This is a genomic window from Halogranum amylolyticum (assembly GCF_900110465.1).
GTDB lineage: Archaea > Halobacteriota > Halobacteria > Halobacteriales > Haloferacaceae > Halogranum > Halogranum amylolyticum.
On the sequence record NZ_FODV01000002.1, the window covers coordinates 497,971 to 511,746 of the forward strand.

14 protein-coding genes and 1 pseudogene are annotated in these 13,776 nt (G+C 66.4%); 5 read left to right on the forward strand and 10 right to left on the reverse strand.

Features of this window, described 5'->3' with window-relative positions; genetic code table 11:
- Together BSG17_RS05745 and ubaA are read right to left on the reverse strand one after the other, a co-directional pair.
- The gene (locus tag BSG17_RS05745; RefSeq protein WP_089821898.1) at positions 1 to 636 is read right to left on the reverse strand and encodes an MBL fold metallo-hydrolase; all 636 of its coding nucleotides are present in this window, start codon (positions 634 to 636) and stop codon (positions 1 to 3) included.
- A gap of 96 nt (positions 637 to 732) precedes the next feature.
- Complete coding sequence (ubaA, locus tag BSG17_RS05750; RefSeq protein WP_089821900.1) at positions 733 to 1,542, reverse strand: SAMP-activating enzyme E1; 810 nt, start codon at positions 1,540 to 1,542, stop codon at positions 733 to 735.
- Positions 1,543 to 1,780: 238 nt separating this feature from the next.
- On the opposite strand from ubaA, the pseudogene BSG17_RS05755 reads away from it, so the two are divergent.
- Positions 1,781 to 2,122, forward strand: a pseudogene (locus BSG17_RS05755) (YeeE/YedE thiosulfate transporter family protein); the annotation flags it as partial.
- On the opposite strand, the gene BSG17_RS05760 reads toward BSG17_RS05755, so the two are convergent.
- On the reverse strand, positions 2,114 to 2,689 hold the full coding sequence (locus BSG17_RS05760) for a GNAT family N-acetyltransferase (protein ID WP_089821902.1): 576 nt from the start codon (positions 2,687 to 2,689) through the stop codon (positions 2,114 to 2,116). The pseudogene BSG17_RS05755 and the gene BSG17_RS05760 overlap by 9 nt on opposite strands.
- A 118-nt stretch (positions 2,690 to 2,807) precedes the next feature.
- Here BSG17_RS05760 and BSG17_RS05765 point away from each other — a divergent pair, with 118 nt between their 5' ends.
- Together BSG17_RS05765 and BSG17_RS05770 are read left to right on the forward strand one after the other, a co-directional pair.
- Complete coding sequence (locus BSG17_RS05765) at positions 2,808 to 3,131, forward strand: rhodanese-like domain-containing protein (RefSeq protein WP_089821904.1); 324 nt, start codon at positions 2,808 to 2,810, stop codon at positions 3,129 to 3,131.
- 97 nt (positions 3,132 to 3,228) lie between these two features.
- Positions 3,229 to 3,672 (forward strand): DoxX family membrane protein, encoded by a 444-nt coding sequence (locus BSG17_RS05770; RefSeq protein ID WP_089821905.1) that lies wholly within the window; start codon positions 3,229 to 3,231, stop codon positions 3,670 to 3,672.
- Between the two features lie 125 nt (positions 3,673 to 3,797).
- On the opposite strand, the gene BSG17_RS05775 is transcribed toward BSG17_RS05770, so the two are convergent.
- The 3 genes from BSG17_RS05775 to BSG17_RS05785 form a co-directional block, all read right to left on the reverse strand.
- Entirely contained in the window at positions 3,798 to 4,388 is a 591-nt protein-coding gene (locus tag BSG17_RS05775; RefSeq protein ID WP_089822027.1) for a 50S ribosomal protein L15e, read from the reverse strand.
- Positions 4,389 to 4,616: 228 nt separating this feature from the next.
- Positions 4,617 to 5,693, reverse strand: a complete 1,077-nt coding sequence (locus BSG17_RS05780; RefSeq protein WP_089821907.1) for a DUF7972 family membrane protein — start codon at positions 5,691 to 5,693, stop codon at positions 4,617 to 4,619.
- Positions 5,690 to 5,890 (reverse strand): Sp36 family protein, encoded by a 201-nt coding sequence (locus tag BSG17_RS05785; protein WP_089821909.1) that lies wholly within the window; start codon positions 5,888 to 5,890, stop codon positions 5,690 to 5,692. Before BSG17_RS05785 ends, BSG17_RS05780 begins: the two co-directional genes overlap by 4 nt.
- Before the next feature lie 116 nt (positions 5,891 to 6,006).
- Between BSG17_RS05785 and BSG17_RS05790 the strand changes: the two genes are divergently transcribed.
- Positions 6,007 to 6,822: an alpha/beta hydrolase gene (locus BSG17_RS05790; protein WP_089821910.1), complete on the forward strand. Its 816-nt coding sequence runs from the start codon at positions 6,007 to 6,009 to the stop codon at positions 6,820 to 6,822.
- Here BSG17_RS05790 and BSG17_RS05795 read toward each other — a convergent pair.
- Positions 6,819 to 8,894 (reverse strand): alpha-amylase family glycosyl hydrolase, encoded by a 2,076-nt coding sequence (locus BSG17_RS05795; RefSeq protein WP_089821913.1) that lies wholly within the window; start codon positions 8,892 to 8,894, stop codon positions 6,819 to 6,821. The genes BSG17_RS05790 and BSG17_RS05795 overlap by 4 nt on opposite strands.
- A gap of 215 nt (positions 8,895 to 9,109) precedes the next feature.
- On the opposite strand from BSG17_RS05795, the gene BSG17_RS05800 reads away from it, so the two are divergent.
- On the forward strand, positions 9,110 to 10,039 hold the full coding sequence (locus tag BSG17_RS05800; RefSeq protein WP_244531488.1) for a DUF7351 domain-containing protein: 930 nt from the start codon (positions 9,110 to 9,112) through the stop codon (positions 10,037 to 10,039).
- Between the two features lie 73 nt (positions 10,040 to 10,112).
- Here BSG17_RS05800 and BSG17_RS05805 read toward each other — a convergent pair whose 3' ends face one another.
- Genes BSG17_RS05805 through BSG17_RS05815 form a run of 3 tightly spaced genes read right to left on the reverse strand, consistent with a single transcriptional unit; the run spans position 10,113 to position 13,567 of the window.
- A complete protein-coding gene (locus BSG17_RS05805; protein WP_089821914.1) occupies positions 10,113 to 11,261 on the reverse strand; it encodes a sugar ABC transporter permease in 1,149 nt (382 codons plus the stop codon).
- On the reverse strand, positions 11,258 to 12,277 hold the full coding sequence (locus tag BSG17_RS05810; protein ID WP_089821915.1) for a carbohydrate ABC transporter permease: 1,020 nt from the start codon (positions 12,275 to 12,277) through the stop codon (positions 11,258 to 11,260). The genes BSG17_RS05805 and BSG17_RS05810 overlap by 4 nt, the downstream gene beginning before the upstream one ends.
- Positions 12,278 to 12,289: 12 nt before the next feature.
- Entirely contained in the window at positions 12,290 to 13,567 is a 1,278-nt protein-coding gene (locus BSG17_RS05815; RefSeq protein WP_089821917.1) for an extracellular solute-binding protein, read from the reverse strand.
- Positions 13,568 to 13,776 lie beyond the last annotated feature (209 nt).

Consider the following 13,776-nt stretch of genomic DNA (forward strand, 5'->3'; position numbering starts at 1 on the left):
CTACGACGGCTTGCCGGGGAAGTTCACGAACCGGTCGAGTTTCGTTTTCGCGTCCTCCAGCACCGACGAGCCGTGGAAGACGAGGACGGCGTCGAATTCGAAGGCGAGCAGTCGTTCGAGGCTCTCCTCCGCCTCGTTGAGGTCGTCGGAGTAGACCGCCGGCGGCAACAGCAGGTAGCCCGCGGGCAGCCCACGCTGGTCGGAGCCGGAGACGGCGTCGCCCGCGACGACGACGCTCCGAGACTCGTCGACGAGCGCGTGGTTGTCCCGTTCGTGACCGGGAACGTGGACCGCCTCGAAGTCGCCGACGGCGTCGCCGTCGCCGTAGCGGACGTCCGGGTCGACGCCGCCGAGTGCGTCGGCGGCCGTCTGTTCGGGGACGTACACCTCGGGGTCGTACCGGTCGACGACGGCGGGAAGCCCGCCCGTGTGGTCGCCGTCGTTGTGCGTGACGACCACGCGTTCAGGGTCGACGTCGATCCGGTCGAGACCATCGAACAGCGCCTCCGTCGTCGCTTCGAGGCCGGTGTCGACGAGCGTCGGGACGGGGTCTTCGAACAGGTACGCGCGGAACCGTCGGCCCTCGCCCTCCCGCACGGTGATGTCGTGGACACCGGGAAGTATCTCTTCGGGCATAGCCGAGGAGACGGCACGAGTCGACATAAACGACGGCCTCGCGACCGGCGTGCGGTGCGGCGGGGCGAGCAGCGACGGGGCGGCGAATCCGACGGCTCAGTCGGCGATGGTGCAGCCGCCGCTGTACTCGACGCTCTCGACGGAGTCGATGGGGCTCTCGCCGCAGGCCGGACAGTCGGGGTTCTGACGGTAGGGCACCGTCTCGAACGTCATGTCCATCGCGTCGTAGAACAGCAGCCGTCCCTCCAGCACCTCGCCCTTCTCTAAGAGGAGTTTCACGGCCTCAGTCGCCTGGATACAGCCCACCGTCCCGGGGAGGACACCGAGCACGCCCGTCGTCGCGCAGTCGGGGACGGTGCCCGGTTCGGGTGCCTCCGGGAACAGACAGCGGTAACACGGTCCCTCGGGCGTGAGCGTCGTCACCTGTCCCTCGAACTTGTAGATCGCGCCGTGTGCCACCGGGACGTCGTGGATGCGGGCGGCGTCGTTGACCATGTAGCGCGTCGGGAAGTTGTCGGAGGCGTCGACGACGACGTCGTGGTCGGCGACGAGCTCCTCGACGTTGCCGGTGTCCAGACGCGTCTCGTAGGTCTCGACGGTCACGTCGGGGTTCAATCGTTCGACGAACTTCCGCGCGCTCTCGACCTTCGGGACGCCGACGTCGGCGTCGGCGTGGATCACCTGCCGCTGGAGGTTCGAGCGCTCGACGACGTCGTCGTCGACGACGCCGAGTCGGCCGACGCCGGCGGCGGCGAGATACTGGATGACGGGCGCGCCGAGACCGCCCGCGCCGACGACGAGGGCGCTCCCCTCGAGCAGTCGCTGTTGGCCTTCGGGGCCGACCTCGTCCATGATGATGTGCCGGGAGTACCGATCTAACTGTGTCGAGTCGAGTGCGAGGCTCATTGCCGGAAGTTGGCGACGACGACTCATAAACCCGGCTCCGACGGTCGCGGCAACGCTCTCTGGCTCCTGTGACACGCGGCGACCCCGGGCCGGCAGACGGTTCGAGTACGAACGGCCCGCACGCGGTCGCTCAGTCGCCGAGACGTCCGTTCACCGCGTCTCTCCGGCGTCGTCGCCGACGGCAGTACCTCCCCCGAGAGCGTCGCTTTTCCCTCCGACTCGACAAGCGAGGACGCGAATGGTATCGAACGCACTGGTCGCCGTCGTCGTCGTCGGGCTCGGTATCGGCGTGTTCCTGCAGAAGGGTCGCTTCTGCTTCGTCCACGCCTTCCACGACTTCTTCGCGATGAAGGACTCGCGGACGACGAAGGCCGTCCTGTTGGCGACGACGTTGACGATGGTGTTCTGGAGCATCGCCTACGCCCTCGGCTTCTACCAGGGCTTCTGGACGCCGGGGTGGGGGCTGACCGGACTCGTCGGCGGCTTCGTCTTCGGTGTCGGGATGACCTACGCGGGTGGGTGCGCGTCGGGGACGCTCTACCGACACCGACGACCGACTGATTACGGGTGGTCAACGCTCCGAGTCGACCGCCTCGACCCACTCCTCCCGCAGTAATCCGTACTGCACCATGTCGCGGTACGCACCGTCGACGAACATGAACTTGCGGCGACGTCCCTCCTCGACGAAGCCGAGCGACTCCAACAGCCGTCGGGAAGCGTCGTTGTGGTCGAACGCACCCGCGCCCACGGCGGGCGTGTCGTACTGTCGGAAGACGTAGTCGACAGCGAGAGCGACGGACTCCGTCCCGTAGCCCTCGCCGTGCACCTCGGGGACGAGCCAGTAGCCGAGTTCCGGGCGCTTGTAGTGGGCGTCTGCGACGCTCACCTGGCCGATTCGACGCAGGTCGTGGTCTTCGAAGTCGTCGCCCAGCAGTTCCGGCGTCCCCTCCCCTTCGAGACAGACGAGAAACCCGTCCGGCGCGGTCCGCTCGTCGGAGATCTCGTACTGCTCGCGGTTCCGCAGCGGGTTACCGAGCGGATACCGGATCTCGGGGTTCGCACCTGCCCGCTGGAGGAACGGGACGTCCTCCGCCTCGACAGTTCGGAGCGTCACCCGGTCGCCGCTCGCGACGCGTGCACCTGGCATGCACGCAGAAACTGTCGCCGTTCGTATGTGTGTTCGGATCGACTGTCGTCGTGGTCACCCCGCTCGCGCTGGCGTCCCGAACCGACGAGCGTTTCCCCGACTCGCCACAATCCGGGCTATGGTCACGGAACTCTCGCCGACGGAGTTGCAGGAGAGACTGGACACCGACGACGACGTCGCCCTGCTCGACATCCGCGACGCCGAGTCGTTCGCCGACGGTCACATCCCGGGATCGGAGAACCGTCCCGCTCGACGACTCGACGCCTCAGTGTTCGACGAGGAGTGGCCCGACGAGGTGGTCGTCTCCTGTTACGTCGGAAAGAGCTCCAAGCGCGTCGCGCAGGTGCTCGACGCCAACCTCGAGGCCGACGTGGCGAGCCTCCGCGGCGGGTTCGACGGCTGGGAGGGTGCGGTCGACCGCGGCCGACCGGCGTCGCGGTAGCCCGACGTACTGCCGGAACCCTCTGCCGTCTCTGTTAGAGCTAAACACGTTGCGACCGTTACTCGGAGTAGACTCTCACACGAGAGCGACCGATTTCATGAGCGAAGATACCATCACCATCGACATCGAAGACGAACAGACGAGCGAATCGACCACGACGAGCGACGACAGCGGGGGCGTGCTGTTCTTGCTCGCCCGACTGCTCTTCGCCGTCCCGCTCGGGTACACGGCGTGGACCCACTGGCAGGACATGGAGGGGACCATCGGCTACGCCGAGGCGATGGGCGTCCCGAACGCCGAGAAGTTGGTCCCCTTCTCGGTCGGCATGCTCTCGTTCGGCAGCCTCGGCATCGCCCTCTGGCGACTCCCGACGCTCGCCGCGGGTGCGGTCGCGGCGTTCCTCGCGGGTGTCACGCCCCAGATGCACCGCTTCTGGGAGGCCGACGAAGACAAGAAGCAGGCCGAGCGGACCCAGTTCGTGAAGAACGTCTCCCTGCTCGGCGGCGCGATCGCGTTCCTCATCAAGGCGCGACAGGACTGAACGACCGACCGGCCTCGCCGTCCGTTCCGACTCTCTCTTATCGACGACTCACCGCTCCGAGCGACGGCGTCGTCACTCGGCGAGTGAAAAAGACAGAATTCGAGCCGAACGCGCCGGTTCCGTGGTTACTTGCCGCGACCCTGACCGCTCGAGACGCTCGGGCGGACGTGTTCCGACCCTTTGCCGCGGTTGTTGAGCCCACGGTTGTCGGTGCCGGCGTTCGTGAGACCGCGGAACGCACGGCCCTTGTGCTTGTCCGAGCAGATCCAGTTGAGGTCGTCGTCGTTCTCGATGGCCGGATGCTCCGGATCCACGAGAATCGCTTCGAACCACTTCTGCGACCCGTCCTCGCCGACCCAGTAGGAGTTGAGGACGCGCAGGTTGGGGTACTTCCGGGAGACGCGCTCTTCGCCGATGCGCTGGATGCTCTTGCGCCGCGAGATGCGGTTGACACCCTGCCGCTTCGAACGACGACCCGCCTTGTGGCGCTGTTTGCGTGCGGTCCCCTTGCGGACGGAGACGCGTGCGACGACGATGCCCTGCTTGGCTTTGTAGCCGAGCTCGCGAGCCTTGTCGAGACGGGTCGGACGCTCGATACGTTCGATCGCGCCCTGTCGACGCCACTCCTGTTTGCGCTGCCACTGCAGCTCGGCGAGTTTCCCGTCACCGGGACTCCGCCAGGCTTCCTTGATGTGAGAGTAGAAGCTTCGTGCCATTGGTATCACCACGGACGCTTGCGATTCAGTTCCGCCAGCGACCTGCGACACGTCGTCGCCGTCGCCGCGCAACCACATTTCGTCCCGTTCCCCGACGGGTGACGGGTGCCCACTGGTGGTCCGTCGTCCAGCGAGTTGTTCCTACTTCCCCGTCTCGGCCTTTAACCACTTCGATAGGTCGACCGGTGTGTCACGCGCTCGCGTGGCGCTCGGAGGCCGGGACGGCGCTCACCGCTGGGAGTCCCGCAGGATGAGCGGGCCGATGGCGAGCGTCCGCTTCGCGATGGTCGCGATCCGTGCGATGTAGGCGACCAAGAGGAGGAACGGGAGCAGCGAGATGGTGAACGCGGCGTCGACGATCCACAGGATGTTCTCGATGCCGAGCGTGACTCCCGTGAAGGTGCTGTCGCCGACGAAGGCGAGCATCCCGCCAGTGACGACGAGCGCCGGGAGGGAGACGTAGAGGATGAGCTGTGAGAGGTCGATCAGCGCCCACTGGAAGTAGAGCGTCTTGATATGCTCGCGTGCGGGCCCGAACATCGACAGCGTCGTCTTCAGCTCCTCTAAGAGCTGGTGCTCCTCGTTCGAGAGCGTCTCGTCGTGCTCGTAGGCGATCCGTTCGACTTGGAAGATCTTCCAGCCGTAGTTGAAGTTGAGCGCGGCGAACAGTACGTCGAAGCTCCCGAACTGCGCCCCGTCGAGTTGGTCACGCACCTCGTCGGCGTTGCCGGTCAGACTGTCGGTGAACTCGTCGACATCGTGTTTGAGCTCCTCGTCGCCGGTGTCGGCAACCGCGTCGCGGAGCGCGCTCGCACGCTGCTGAGTGGCGTCGACGATCAACCGGAGAAACGCCGACGGATCGACCGGGACGGGGCGTCCCAGTAGCTCAGACGTGTACGACCGGAAGTCCATTGCACTGCTCATCCGCTCGTGTTGGTCACCCAGCGGGCCGTTCTCCTGGGAGATGACCAGCTGACTGATAGTGACGATGAGCGTCGTCCCGGTGATGATCGCGCCGAGCATCGTCGAGAACAGCGTCTCGATGGTGTCGCCCGTCTGGAGGTCGGTCTGCAACGACGGGTAGTAGAGCTGTCCCAGTATCATGAACACGACGAAAAACACGAGCGCCAGCACGCCCGTGACCAACAGCCGGTTGGCGCTGAGGAGGATCTTGAGCTTCAGCCGACTCTCGTCGGCCCGTTCGCGCATCGTGTTGGCGGTGCTGATGTCCTCGTCACCCTGCGTGTCCAAATCGGTGTCCGTGTCGGCGTCGGCCTCGATGTCGTCGTCGATCCCCGACGTCATTCGCTCGATCCACCGCGCTTCGGCCGTTTAAAAACGAGAAACTTCGTCCCGCCGCCGACGTACTCGATGGTGTCGACGAACTCCCAGCCCGCGTCGCCGAGTTCGTTCAACTCCGCCGCCGGGTCGGCTGCCTCCTTGTGCGTCGGTCCCTTGGGCGGTTGCAACGTCCGATACTCCCAACGGGTGTCCTCTGTCATACACGCACAATAAGAACGACCGGGGGGTAAAGCTACTCGCCGCCTCGACACCGCGAAACGGCAGACTCGCTCGGCGACACGTCAGCGTTATCTCCGCCCCCCGAGACGGTGAGACGATGACCGCGGACAGCGACTGGCGACCGTACACTCCCGGCGACGACCACACCGTCGTCGGCGACGTTCGGATCTCCGAGACCATCGACGCGCCGGACCTCCACGCCGACCGCCGTCTCCTCGCGTATCTGCCTCCCTCCTACGCCGACTCCGAGGAGTCCTACCCCGTCGTCTACATGCACGACGGCCAGAACCTCTTCGACGAGGGCGAGAGCTACTCCGGAGAGTGGCGCGTCGACGAGACGATGCAGCGACTGAGCGAGGAGGGCACCGAAGCCATCGTCGTCGGCGTTCCGAACGCCGGCGACGCACGCGGCGACGAGTACACCCCCTTCCCCCACCCCGAACACGGCGGCGGCGGCGCCGACGCGTATCTCGAGTTCCTGTTCGAGACGGTCAAACCGCTCGTCGACGAGACGTTCCGCACGCGTCCCGGCCGCGACCACACCGGGCTCGCCGGATCGTCACTCGGCGGCGTCGTCAGCCTCTACGGCTTCTTCGAGTATCCCGACCACGTCGGCTTCGCGGGCGTCCTGAGTCCGGCGTTCTGGTGGCCGGGCGAACCGCTGTTCGAGTACGTCGCCGCCCAGTCCCGGACGGACGGTCGACTCTACGTCGACGTCGGAGGAAGGGAGGCACCCGACGACCCCGAGTTGAACGAGGCGTATCTCCGGGACGCAGAACGGATGGTCGGGCGGCTCCGAACGCAGGGGTTCGAGGACGAGCGGTTGCGGTTCGTCGTCGACGAGGAGGCGAGACACCGCGAGTCGGCGTGGGCCGAGCGGTTCCCCGGTGCGATTCGGTTCCTGCTCGGTTAGTTCGCTCGGAGCACGACCACGTCGTCGACGACGACGCCGTCGTCGTGACCGCTCACGTCCGTGTCGGTCAGCAGGTCGTGCGTGTCGACCGACCGGTCGACCGTCACCGTCGCCGTCGAGTCGGTGAAGTTCAGGACGACGACGACGGCGTCGCTCTCCTCGCCCGCCCGCTCGTAGGCGACGACCGTCTCGTCCTCACCGTCGGTGACGTCGCAGACGACTCGGTCGACGCCCGGCGCGCGGAGCGCGGGCAGGTCGTCACGGAGCGCGACCAGGTCGCGATGGAACGTCGTCAACCCGGCGTCGCCGTCGTGCCAGCGCATCGGCCCGCGCTGTTCGGGGACGCCGCGCTCCTGTCCGTAGTAGACGAGTGGCGCGCCGGGGAGGGTGAACGTCGCCGCGACGGCCGGCCGCAGCGTCCCCTCGTCGCACTCGGTCGCGTAGCGGTCCTCGTCGTGGTTCTCGACGTAGCGCATGTGGACGGCCTCGTCGGGGAACCCCAATCGCTCGGCGTCGACGAGCGCGTCGAGGAGTTCCGAGGCGGGTGCGTCGCCGGTGCCGACGTCGCGGAGCGCGTAGTAGAGGTCGGTGTCGTAGTGGAGGTCGAACTCGTTCTCGTGGAAGCCGACGCGACGCGGCACCGTCTCGTCGAGGAGGAGGAAGTCGGAGTCCTCGGCCTTCACGCGCTCGCGGACCTCTTTCCAGAAGCCGTGGGGGACGCCCCACGCGACGTCACAGCGGAACCCGTCAACGAGCGGCGCCCACGAGTCGACGACGTCGAGCATCCATCGGCGGACGGCCAGCGAGTCGTAGTCGACGTTCGGGATGCCCGCCCAGTTGAAGTAGTGGCCGGGGGAATCGTCGCCGGCCCAGTCGACGCCAGTCGTGTCCTGTCCGCGTGGGATGCGTTCGTAGTGGCCCTCGTATTCCGGGACCCCTGCTCGGTGCATCTGGAAGGCCGGGTGGTCGCGGGCGGTGTGGTTGATGACGAGGTCGAACAGCACCTTGATGCCAGCCTCGTGGAGACGCTCGACGAGCGACTCGAACTCCTCGCGCGTACCGAGGTCGGAGGCCGTATCGAAGAGGTCGGTGATGTGGTAACCGTGGCGTGTCGGACTCGCGCACACGGGGGTGAGCCAGAGCGTGTCGATACCGAGCGACTCGAGGTACGGCACCCGTCGCTCGATCTCCGCGAACGTCGTCTCGAGTTTCTCGCCGGCGAACTCGCGGACGAATATCTGGTAGACAGTCGCGTCGCGCACCCACTCCGGTGGGTCGGCCGGTCGGTCGAAGGCGACGTCGTCTCTGACGTCTCGGCTCTCGCTCTCGACGTGAATCGTCAGCGTGTCGGCGATGCTCGGTCGTTCCGCGACGGCGACGGCGTGGACCCGAGACAGCACCGGCAGAGAGTCGACCGGCACACGGAGTTCGTCGCCGTCGAGGCGAACGTCCGACTCGTCGAGCGCGTCGCGGTCGTCGAGGTGGAACTCCACCTCGGGGTCGTCGCCCGCAGGCGCTGGCTTCGCGGTGGCGGTGATGACTACTTCCTCCGCCTCGCGGCGACCGTCGAGTCGGACCCGCGGGCGGCCGGCACCCTCGACGGTCACCTCGGCCGTCGCGTAGGGGTCGAACCCGTCCTCGAAGGCGAAGATGGCGTCGTGGTCGCCCGACGGGAGTTCGACGTCGAGGCCCCACTCGTCGCCGTCGCGTTCGACGCGATGCTTTCCCATCACGAAGTCGTTGAACGGGCCGATAACGGAGGCGGATTCGACGCCGTCGAGGTCGCCGTCGACCTCCTCGGCCGAAACCGAGAAGCGCGCCGACCGCCGGGAGACGGGAAACGCACGGACGGTCTGGGTGTGGGTCCCGTCGGGTGCGTCGAGTTCGGCGGTGTACGTCCCTTCGACGTCCGGGTCGAGGTGGACGACCGGGCCGTCGCCGAGTTCGACGTCGCTGTCGTCCGGCGCGGAGCGCAGTCGCCAGCGGTAGTGGCCGTCCGAGTCGGGGTCTCGAGGTGCCAGCTCGACCGACTCGCCGACGTCCGTGAAGCGGGGCGGACCTGGATGGTGCATCGTGGCTATCGGAGTGCCGCGAGGGTGATAAACCTCCTCAGAAGGGATCTTCTGTTCGCGAGCGTGGACGTCGCCGGTCGACGGTCGGCCGTCCGCGCACGGGGGCAGCACCGTTCGCACACGAGCGGTCGGCCGCGCCGACCCGGCCCAGCGTGTGAAGATCTCTTCGGTCGGGAGGAGACAGTTTTTCCCGCACTCGGCGCTCGTGGTCGGGTATGGACGAGGACGACGCCGACTCGCTCGACGGGGTCGACACGACCGACCCGCCTGTTGGGGCCGAGATGGCCGACACGACCGACGTCGACACCGAACGCGCGGCGTCGGCGCTGGGGTCGCTCGCTGACGAGGACCGCATCGCCATCCTGCTGGCGCTTCGAGAGGACGGTCCGCGGTCGTTCGTCGACCTGCAGGCCGCCGCGGGGTTCGAGGACAGCGGTCGGTTCAACTACCACCTCGACCGACTGGTCGGCCGGTTCGTCCAGAAGAGCGACCGCGGGTACGACCTCCGTGCGGCCGGCGCAAAAGCGGTCGACGTCGTCACCGACGAGCGGTTCGGCGAGTCGCCCGCCGCCGTCGACCGGCCGGCCGACGCCGACTGCCCCAACTGCGGGTCGGAACTCCGCGCCCGCTACGAGGACGAGAACGTCGAGATCGCCTGTCCCGACTGCGCGGTACTCGTTCACTACGGCTACTTCCCGCCGCGCGGGCGGACGACGCGCGTCGCCGACGACCTGTTCGACGCCTACGGCAAACGCCTCTGGCGAGACTTCACGCTTGCCGACCGGGGCGTCTGCCCCTACTGCAGTGGCCGGATGGAGACCCAGGTCGAACGCGACTCCGATCACCATCTCCACTACCCAGCAGTCAGCGACTGCCGCGACTGCGGGGCGGAGATCGCGACGGCGGTCGGACTGCGACTCCTCGCGGACCCCGCCGTCGTCGCGTTCCTCTACGACCACGGCGTCGGCGTCGACGACCGGCCGTTCTGGGAGTTGGAGTTCTGCATCGACGACAGTGCGGTGTCGGTCGTCGCCGACGACCCGCTCCGCGTCGTCGTCCCTATCGAACGGGGCGACGAGACGCTCCGCGTGACCGTCGACGAACAGGGTCGAGTCGTCGAGACGGCGCGGACGAAGCGTCGTTGAAAAAGCCGCAGAACCGGGGTGTCGGCTATCTTTCTGCAAGGAGAGAATCCCGCCGTTTACGGCGAGGAGGATGTCACCCTTCGACGCCGCCGAAGGAGAGTCCGCCCTCGATGTACCGCTGGGCGAACAGGTAGACGAGCATGATCGGCGAGGCGAAGGTGAGCGCGAACGCCGAGAAGCGCGCCCACGGGATGGAGTACTCGCTGATGAGCGAGTACAGCCCCACCGGCAGCGTGTAGTTGTCGGTGCCGAGCAGCGTCTGGGCGACGACGAACTCCGTCCACCCCGTCAGGAAGGTGAAGATGAACACCGTCGCGAGTCCCGCCGCCGACAGCGGCAGGATGACCTCGGTGACGACCCGCCACGGCGGCGCGCCGTCGACGACGGCCGCCTCCTCGTAGGAGACGGGGATGCCGTCCATGTAGGTCTTCAACAGCCACGTGTTGAACGGCACCGCGGTCGCCGCGTAGTAGACGGCGAGCGCGAGTTTGTTGTCGTTGATGCCGAGTTGGACGTAGACGGTGTAGAGTCCGATCAACAGCGCAATACCGAGGCCACCGCCGACCTGTGTCAACAGGACGTAGACGAACAGGATCTTCCGGCGGAAGATGAACTCGCGGCGCGATAGCGCGTACGACGCCGGGACGATGAGACACATCGCGATGATGACCGTCGGGATCGCCACGGTGAGGCTGTTGCCGAAGAACCGTTTGAACGTCGAGGGGTTCTCGACCGGTCCGACCTCGAACCCCGGGAACAGTTCGAACGACCCGAGTGCGATGCGGCCGACGGTCCCCGGTTGGACCGCGCTCGCGTCGAGGAACGCGAGCTGCGGCGTGCTGAACACGACCGCGAGGTCCGTCAGCGGAACGTTGACGCTGATGTCGTACGCCGGGAGAATCAGGTCGCCGACGACCCACAGGAACGGGACGAGCGACGGCTGTTCGGGGAACAGTCGCAGCCCACTCGAGGAGTAGATGGAGCCGCCGGTGCCCGACAGCGCCGCGATGAGTATCCAGTAGATGGGGAAGAGCAGCAGCGAGACGAGTACCAGTGCGCCGAGCGTCGCACCCAGCGTCTTCAGCGGTTTCGTCGGCGACAGCTCGCCGCGGCGCATTGCAGCGGCGGTGTAGCGGACGTCGCGAGCGGTCTCGAGGGGCGTGGTCGCGACGTTGTACGCGTCCTCTTTCAGTTTGGCACCGACGCCGTCGAAGAGGCTCACGCTTCGTTCACCCCGTCTGCGAGTCGCCCGCGCTTGACGTTCAGCCACATGAACGCGCCGATGAACAGCAACGCGATGATGCTGATCGCCGCCCCGCGGCCGTACTCGGAGAACGACAGCGCCTCACGGTAGCCGTAGACGACGATGAGTTCGTTCTGCCGGGCTGGGCCGCCCTCGTTGAAGACGAACGGGATGAGGAACTGCTGGAACGACGCCGCCGCCGTCAGGATGGAGGCGAACAGCACCGGCCGCTTGATCGAAGGGAGCGTGACGTGGAAGAACCGCGAGACGTAGCTCGCGCCGTCGACCATCGCCGCCTCGTGCAGTTCGTCCGGGACGTCCTGGAGCGCGCTCACGGTGATGATGACCATGAACGGGTACGCCAGCCACATCTCCGTCACGTTGTAGGCGAGAAACGCCATCCAGCGTTCGCTCAGCCAGGAGACGGTCTCGAAGCCGAGCGAACTCAGTACCTGGTTCGCCAGACCGAACTGTGCCGAACTGAAGATGCCGCGCCACACCGTGATGGTGAAGATGGCGGGCAGCCCCATCGGGAGGATGATCAGCGAGCGCATGAAGCGCTTGCCGCGGACGCGCTCGGCGGTGACGACGAGCGCGATACCGATGCTGAACGCGATCTTCAGCGTCACGCTCGTCGCGACGAACAGCCACGTGATCCCGAAGGAGTTCCAGAACTGACCGTTGATGGGGAGCGTGACGAGCGTCCGGTCGAACAGCACGACGTCGAACGTGCCGTCGAACAGGACGTTCGTGTAGTTCTGCAGGCCGATGAACGTCGCCTCGCCGAAGGTCAGCACCGACAGCGCACCCTCACCGGCGAACAGGTTCGCCGGGGCGGCGTCGGTGAAAGAGATGCCGACCAGGTAGACCACCGGGAAGAGCATGAACGCCGAGAAGACGAACAGCCCTGGCAGGACGAAGAGGAGCGAGGCGTCTCGCTCGTCGAGGAACGGGATCTCCTCGACCCGGCGGGCGACACGTGATGCGGTACTCATTGGTGGACGACCTTACTCCCAGTTGCTGCGGATCTCGTCTGCGGCGGTCTGCATCGCCGACTCGACGTCTTTGCCGTTGAACGCCTTGGTGAGCGCAGCCTTCACGGGGTCCCAGACCTGGTTCATCTTCGGGTCTGCCGGCATCGGGTACCCCTGTTCGACGGCGTTGGAGAACCCCTGGATGTCGCCCGAGAGATCGCCGCCCTCAGCGACGCTCTTGAGGACGGGGATGCTCCCCGTCTCCTCGGCGGCCGTCCGCTGGATCTCCTCGTTGGTGACGTACCACTCGACGAACGACTGCGCGGCCGCCGTGGCGGCGTCGTCGTTCTCCATCGCCTTCGAGAAGTACCAGAGCGTGATGCCCGTGTACGGCTTCGGCGAGCCGCCCTCGGGCTTCGGCAGTTTGACGACGCCGTAGTCGACGCCCTTCTCGTTGAGCGTGTTGAGGTACCACGGGCCGTTGATCGCGAAGGCGGCGTTACCCTCGGCGAACGCCGACGCCTGCGGTTCGTACGCGGGGTCGTTCGGCATGTAGGGGACGAAGTTGTCGACGGTGAACTGGATCCCCTCGACGGTCTCGGCCTTAGCGACGCCGAGTTGGTCGTCCTTCTCCGTGTCGAAGTAGTAGCCGCCGAAGGCGTGGGCCCACGCACTCAGGAAGTAGGGGTCCGCGTAGGGCATGCCGAGGCCGTACGTGTTGTTGCCGGGGTCGTGGACCTCCTCCATCACCGACTTCATGTCGGCGACGGTCTCGGGCGCCTCGTCGACGTACTCCTTGTTGTAGACGAGCGCGACGGTCTCCGCGGTGTGCGGGAGACCGACGACGTTGCCGTCGAACTGCGCGGCCTCCGCCGCGGTGCTGGTGAACTCGTCGAGGCTCACGTTCAGCGAGTCGCTCTTGCCGACGATGAACCCGCGGTCGAGATAGTCACCCGCGAGGTCGTGCGCCCACTCGAACGTCTTCGGACCCTGACCCGCCGGGATAGCGCTGGTCGTCTTCTTGCGCATGTCCGAGATGTCCGCACCCTCGATGGTGTGCTTCGACTCGTCGTTGAACGCCTGGATGTTCTCCTTGCGGGTCGGCAGCTCCGTATCCGAGAGCGTGTACCACGCCTTCGCCGTCCCGGCCGGGCCGCTGGACTCCGTTCCGTCCGATCCGCTGTCGCTGCCGCCGTCGCTGCCGTCGCCGCCCGACGAATCCTGTTCTTGGACGCCGACACAGCCGGCCAGCGCACCGATCGTTCCTGCGACACCGAGGTTCTTGAGTACCGTTCTGCGGTCCATTGTCATGGATGAATATTGGATGAATAAGTCGTTCACACCTTAAATCATTCGAATACGACACTATTGTTCATACTGAATGTCTGTGGCTACGAGGGGGACCTACTGCAACTAGCGACGCCAAGAACGCATCAAAGAGTATGGTTCCTCTTCGACACTCTCGAGAACAACTGGTGACCGGTCGGCCGACGCGCCGGCGACGACCGCGGCCTTCGTTA